Annotated in this window: 3 rRNA genes; all 3 read right to left on the bottom strand. The window is 58.3% G+C overall.

Annotated features, from left to right (window positions below):
- Positions 1-46: 46 nt before the first annotated feature.
- The 3 genes from rrf to BXA05_RS19125 all read right to left on the bottom strand — a co-directional run bounded on the left by rrf (position 47) and on the right by BXA05_RS19125 (position 5,362).
- Positions 47-163: ribosomal RNA gene (gene rrf / locus BXA05_RS19135) — 5S ribosomal RNA — on the bottom strand.
- A 98-nt stretch (positions 164-261) separates the two neighbouring features.
- A 23S ribosomal RNA gene (locus tag BXA05_RS19130) occupies positions 262-3,369 on the bottom strand.
- A 471-nt stretch (positions 3,370-3,840) separates the two neighbouring features.
- Positions 3,841-5,362 (bottom strand): 16S ribosomal RNA (locus tag BXA05_RS19125).
- The 16S, 23S and 5S rRNA genes sit together here, the layout of an rRNA operon.
- Between the last annotated feature and the right edge of the window lie 188 nt (positions 5,363-5,550).

Genomic DNA, 5,550 nt, shown 5'->3' with positions numbered 1-5,550 from the left:
ATGCCGAAGGCCCACCCCGTGTGGGGTGGGCCTTCGGTGAAGGGTTGTCCGGCGGCGTCCTACTCTCCCACCCCGTCTCCAGGGCAGTACCATCGGCGCTGAAGGGCTTAGCTTCCGGGTTCGGTATGGGACCGGGCGTTTCCCCTTCGCTGTGACCGCCGTAACTCTGTTGAACCGTGTCAACACCTGGGGCACCCCGTGGGGGGTGTGGTGTTGGTGGTTCGGGAACCGCACAGTGGACGCGTAGCACAAGAGTGTTTGGTGTTGAAGTTGTCGGCTGATTAGTACCGGTCAGCTGCACGGGTCTTTCGTCCCCGCTTCCACGTCCGGCCTATCGACCCAGTGTTCTGCTGGGTGCCTCTCACCCCGTAGGGTATGGAAACCTCATCTTGAAGCAGGCTTCCCGCTTAGATGCTTTCAGCGGTTATCCCTTCCGAACGTAGCCAACCAGCGGTGCTCCTGGCGGAACAACTGGCACACCAGAGGTTCGTCCGTCCCGGTCCTCTCGTACTAGGGACAGCCCTTCTCAAGTTTCCTGCGCGCGCAGCGGATAGGGACCGAACTGTCTCACGACGTTCTAAACCCAGCTCGCGTACCGCTTTAATGGGCGAACAGCCCAACCCTTGGGACCTACTCCAGCCCCAGGATGCGACGAGCCGACATCGAGGTGCCAAACCATGCCGTCGATATGGACTCTTGGGCAAGATCAGCCTGTTATCCCCGGGGTACCTTTTATCCGTTGAGCGACGGCGCTTCCACAAGCCACCGCCGGATCACTAGTTCCGACTTTCGTCCCTGCTCGACCTGTCAGTCTCACAGTCAAGCTCCCTTGTGCACTTGCACTCGACACCTGATTGCCAACCAGGCTGAGGGAACCTTTGAGCGCCTCCGTTACATTTTAGGAGGCAACCGCCCCAGTTAAACTACCCACCAGGCACTGTCCCTGGTCCGGATCACGGACCGAGGTTAGACATCCGAAGCGGCCAGAGTGGTATTTCAACGTTGACTCCACCCGCACTGGCGTACGGGCTTCACAGTCTCCCACCTATCCTACACAAGCCGCACCGAACACCAATACCAAGCTATAGTAAAGGTCCCGGGGTCTTTCCGTCCTGCTGCGCGTAACGAGCATCTTTACTCGTAGTGCAATTTCGCCGAGTTCGCGGTTGAGACAGCGGAGAAGTCGTTACGCCATTCGTGCAGGTCGGAACTTACCCGACAAGGAATTTCGCTACCTTAGGATGGTTATAGTTACCACCGCCGTTTACTGGGGCTTAAATTCTGAGCTTCACCCCGAAGGGTTGACCCGTCCTCTTAACCTTCCAGCACCGGGCAGGCGTCAGTCCGTATACATCGTCTTGCGACTTCGCACGGACCTGTGTTTTTAGTAAACAGTCGCTTCTCCCTGGTCTCTGCGGCCGTCCACGCTCCCACCGCGAGGGTGTTCACGCTTCGGGCCCCCCTTCTCCCGAAGTTACGGGGGCATTTTGCCGAGTTCCTTAACCACGATTCTCTCGATCGCCTTAGTATTCTCTACCTGACCACCTGAGTCGGTTTGGGGTACGGGCGGCTAGAACCTCGCGTCGAGGCTTTTCTTGGCAGCATAGGATCACCCAGTTCGCGCTTGTGCGCTCACCGTCAGCTCTCAGCCTTGATGCCGGGCGGATTTGCCTACCCGACGGCCTACAGCCTTGGACGTGGTCTACCATCGCCACGCCGGGCTACCTTCCTGCGTCACCCCTGTTAATACGCTTACCTACTACCGGATTGGGTCCCGCGCGCCCCTGCCCGGTGACCCCGAAGGGTCGATGGGCAGGTTTGGGCGGTCAGCATCACCGGGCTCGGTATGGGCGGTTCTTCGCCGGTAGGAGAATATCAACTCCTTGTCCATCGACTACGCCTGTCGGCCTCGCCTTAGGTCCCGACTTACCCAGGGCGGATTAACCTGGCCCTGGAACCCTTGGTCATTCGGCGGACGGGTTTCTCACCCGTCTTTCGCTACTCATGCCTGCATTCTCACTCGTGTGGGCTCCACCGCTGGGTTCCCCCGCGGCTTCACCGCCCACACGACGCTCCCCTACCCACCTGCGCCTCTGGACCACGAAGGCCTGAGTTGAGCGCAGATGCCACGGCTTCGGCGGTGTACTTGAGCCCCGCTACATTGTCGGCGCGGAATCACTTGACCAGTGAGCTATTACGCACTCTTTCAAGGGTGGCTGCTTCTAAGCCAACCTCCTGGTTGTCTGTGCAACTCCACATCCTTTCCCACTTAGCACACGCTTAGGGGCCTTAGCCGGTGGTCTGGGCTGTTTCCCTCTCGACTACGGAGCTTATCCCCCGCAGTCTCACTGCCACGCTTTCACTTACCGGCATTCGGAGTTTGGCTGACGTCAGTAACCTTGTAGGGCCCATCGGCCATCCAGTAGCTCTACCTCCGGCAAGAAACACGTGACGCTGCACCTAAATGCATTTCGGGGAGAACCAGCTATCACGAAGTTTGATTGGCCTTTCACCCCTAACCACAGGTCATCCCCCAGGTTTTCAACCCTGGTGGGTTCGGTCCTCCACGCGGTCTTACCCGCGCTTCAACCTGCCCATGGCTAGATCACTTCGCTTCGGGTCTAGACCCAGCGACTATGGGCGCCCTGTTCGGACTCGCTTTCGCTACGGCTTCCCCACACGGGTTAACCTCGCCACTGAGCACTAACTCGCAGGCTCATTCTTCAAAAGGCACGCTGTCACCCCAGCCAAGGAGGCTCCAACGGATTGTAGGCACACGGTTTCAGGTACTATTTCACTCCCCTCCCGGGGTACTTTTCACCTTTCCCTCACGGTACTGGTCCGCTATCGGTCACTAGGTAGTATTTAGGCTTAGCAAGTGGTCTTGCCAGATTCACACGAGATTTCTCGGGCCCCGTGCTACTTGGGATCCCCTTCGGGAGGCCGCACCATTTCGTCTACCGGACTCGCACCGTCTGTGGTCCGCCTTTCAATGCGGTTCGACTATGACACGGCTTTCTCACTCCCCGGTGGACTGTCAGATCCACCAGAAGGGTCCCACAACCCCGAACACGCAACGCCTGACAGCTTGAACACGCGCCCGGTTTGGCCTCATCCGCTTTCGCTCGCCACTACTCACGGAATATCTCTTCCTGTCGGTACTGAGATGTTTCACTTCCCGACGTTCCCTCCACACACCCTATATATTCAGGTGCGGGTCACACGACATGACTCGTGCGGGGTTCCCCCATTCGGAAACCCTCGGATCACAGCTCGTTTGCCAGCTCCCCGAGGCTTATCGCAGGCTACCACGTCCTTCTTCGGCTCCTAGTGCCAAGGCATCCACCCTGTGCCCTTAAAAACTTCAACAAAAACAACAAAACTGCAGAGAACCAAGAACCACACCCCCAAAAGGGTGCGTCTTGATCTTTACAAAGATGCTCGCGTCCACTGTGCAGTTCTCAAACAACCAACGACCCCGACCCCACCAGACCCGCCTACCCCACCCACACCCTCATACAAGAGCGCAGACGAAGCGGTTCGTGGTCCAAGGACCGGCCCGTACCAGGCACCCCACCAACCGGTGGCCGGTGACCTGAGGACCCAACAGTGTGCTCGACAAGCCCCCCGACCTCACCCGTGATGTTCCACCACCACCCACACGAACCCCCGAAGAGGCACGAGCGAGCCGGCAGGTACTGACACCAGCAAGACCAAGAAAGCTCTTTCGTCAATGTTCCACCCATGAGCAACCACCCACCACACGGACGGCGATGGCGTGGCACCTGAACCACCCACCCACCAGCAAACACCAGCGGACGAGGGTTGGTAGCTCCTTAGAAAGGAGGTGATCCAGCCGCACCTTCCGGTACGGCTACCTTGTTACGACTTAGTCCCAATCGCCAGTCCCACCTTCGACCACTCCCCCCGCGAACGGTTGGGCCATGGGCTTCGGGTGTTACCGACTTTCGTGACTTGACGGGCGGTGTGTACAAGGCCCGGGAACGTATTCACCGCAGCGTTGCTGATCTGCGATTACTAGCGACTCCGACTTCATGGGGTCGAGTTGCAGACCCCAATCCGAACTGAGACCGGCTTTTTGGGATTCGCTCCACCTTACGGTATCGCAGCCCTTTGTACCGGCCATTGTAGCATGCGTGAAGCCCAAGACATAAGGGGCATGATGATTTGACGTCATCCCCACCTTCCTCCGAGTTGACCCCGGCAGTCTCCCATGAGTCCCCGGCATAACCCGCTGGCAACATGGGACGAGGGTTGCGCTCGTTGCGGGACTTAACCCAACATCTCACGACACGAGCTGACGACAACCATGCACCACCTGTGCACGAGTGTCCAAAGAGACCACCATCTCTGGTGGCTTCTCGTGCATGTCAAGCCTTGGTAAGGTTCTTCGCGTTGCATCGAATTAATCCGCATGCTCCGCCGCTTGTGCGGGCCCCCGTCAATTCCTTTGAGTTTTAGCCTTGCGGCCGTACTCCCCAGGCGGGGCACTTAATGCGTTTGCTGCGGCACGGAACTCGTGGAATGAGCCCCACACCTAGTGCCCAACGTTTACGGCATGGACTACCAGGGTATCTAATCCTGTTCGCTCCCCATGCTTTCGCTCCTCAGCGTCAGTTGCGGCCCAGAGACCTGCCTTCGCCATCGGTGTTCCTCCTGATATCTGCGCATTCCACCGCTACACCAGGAATTCCAGTCTCCCCTACCGCACTCTAGTCTGCCCGTACCCGATGCAAGCTCGAGGTTGAGCCTCGAGTTTTCACACCAGACGCGACAAACCGCCTACGAGCTCTTTACGCCCAATAATTCCGGACAACGCTTGCGCCCTACGTATTACCGCGGCTGCTGGCACGTAGTTAGCCGGCGCTTCTTCTGCAGGTACCGTCACTTGCGCTTCTTCCCTGCTGAAAGAGGTTTACAACCCGAAGGCCTTCATCCCTCACGCGGCGTCGCTGCATCAGGCTTTCGCCCATTGTGCAATATTCCCCACTGCTGCCTCCCGTAGGAGTCTGGGCCGTGTCTCAGTCCCAGTGTGGCCGGTCGCCCTCTCAGGCCGGCTACCCGTCGTCGCCTTGGTAGGCCATCACCCCACCAACAAGCTGATAGGCCGCGAGCCCATCCCTGACCGAAAAACTTTCCAACCACCCCCATGCGAAGGCGGCTCATATCCGGTATTAGCCCCGGTTTCCCGGAGTTATCCCGAAGTCAAGGGCAGGTTACTCACGTGTTACTCACCCGTTCGCCACTAATCCACCCAGCAAGCTGGGCATCATCGTTCGACTTGCATGTGTTAAGCACGCCGCCAGCGTTCGTCCTGAGCCAGGATCAAACTCTCCGTAAATGAACAACGCCCACCACCAGGACAAACCCAGCAGTGAACAATCCATACGAAGCGAACCCCAACAGGGTTCACAAAACTGGCATCAACACGAAAGATGACATCATCTTCCGAAATCAACCAAAGGAATCCCAGACACAACCAACCCAACCACCCGGACGGGCAACCAGGCCAGCCATGCCACAGGGACA

The organism is Cellulosimicrobium funkei, from assembly GCF_900155925.1.
Lineage (GTDB): Bacteria > Actinomycetota > Actinomycetes > Actinomycetales > Cellulomonadaceae > Cellulosimicrobium > Cellulosimicrobium funkei.
The sequence above is the reverse complement of the archived record's forward strand: the minus strand, read 5'-3'. Positions and strand labels throughout refer to the sequence as shown.